This is a genomic window from Glutamicibacter sp. BW78 (assembly GCF_002332245.1).
Lineage (GTDB): Bacteria > Actinomycetota > Actinomycetes > Actinomycetales > Micrococcaceae > Arthrobacter_H > Arthrobacter_H rhombi_A.
The window spans coordinates 1-1,353 of record NZ_NRGU01000028.1 but is presented as its reverse complement, the minus strand read 5'-3'; the positions used below and the strand labels follow the sequence as shown (position 1 = coordinate 1,353).

Annotated in this window: 1 protein-coding gene; it reads left to right on the top strand. The window is 60.6% G+C overall.

Translation table 11 applies throughout. The features are described from left to right. Window positions 1-114: 114 nt before the first annotated feature. On the top strand, window positions 115-1,332 hold the full coding sequence (locus tag CIK75_RS03765; RefSeq protein ID WP_086995066.1) for an IS481 family transposase: 1,218 nt from the start codon (window positions 115-117) through the stop codon (window positions 1,330-1,332). Window positions 1,333-1,353: the final 21 nt, after the last annotated feature.

The following is a 1,353-nucleotide window of genomic DNA, read 5'->3' as shown; positions in this document are numbered from 1 at the left end:
GTGTGCGTACCGGACACATCGTTGACATATGTCCGAAGACATCGACGACAGACACAGTTGACGGGTGTCCGGAGACACCGTTGACAGCCCAACATGGCCGAGGAGACTACGGCCATGCCCAAGAAAACCGCGAACAAGAACCGCCTCATCGTCGCCTGCGTCGTGGAAACGGGCCGCTCCGCCCAGGACGTCGCCACACAATTCAAAGTCTCCCGACAATGGGTCCACATCCTCGTCGCTCGCTACCGCGCCGGGGGTTGGGAAGCAGTCCAACCCCAATCCAAGCGCCCACACAGCAGCCCCCGCTCGGTGGAACCGCAGCTACGCAACCGCATCGTCGAACTACGCAAAAGCCTTGACGAGCAGGGACTAGACGCGGGCGCGGCCACCATTTCCTGGCACCTTGAACGTCAAGGACACCGCCCACCGGCACGCTCGACCATCCACCAAGTCCTCCGCGCCGCGGGCCTTATCACCGATCAGCCCCGCAAACGCCCCAGGTCGTCTTGGCGACGCTTCGAAGCCAGCCAACCCAACGAGACCTGGCAATCGGATTTCATCCACTGGCACCTCGCCGACGGGACCGGGATCGAGGTGATCAACTTCCTCGATGACCATTCCCGCGCGCTGCTCTCCTGCACCGCCCATAGGGCCATCTCGGGGCCCATCGTGGTCGAGCAGTTCCTGGCAGCGTGCAATCAATACGGCACACCGGCCTCGACCCTGACAGACAACGGGCTCGTTTACACCACCAGACTGCTGCGCGATGGCAGCATCAATGGTTTCGAGAAGACCTTATCGAGCCTCGGCATCCGGCAAAAGAACGGGGCCGGGAACCACCCCCAGACCCAGGGCAAGGTCGAACGCTTCCACCGCACTCAGGAGAAATGGCTCGACAAACACCCAACACAGGGAACATTGGCCGAACTCAACCAGCTCCTGGCACTCTTCCAACAGGTCTACAACGAGGAACGACCCCACACCGCAAGGGGGAAGATGACTCCGATGGAGGCCTACCTCGCACTGCCCAAGGCCCACCCCGCCGGCAATACCCAGCGAACCGAGTACCGGCTGCGCATGGACAAGGTCGACCGCTTCGGCAAGGCCACCGTCCGATATAACGGATCCCTCAAACATTTAGGCATCGGTGCCCGGCATCGCGGGAAAATCATCATCATGCTCATTAGTGACAACGAACTCACCGTCGTGGAACATGGCAGCGGCGAAATCCTGGGTGAATACGACATCGACCCCGCCAAGGACTACCAAACCAAAAGAAAAACACCCCGGTCCGAAGACCGGGGTGTCAACGATCTCCCGAGACATCTGTAAACGATGTCCCCAGAGATCACA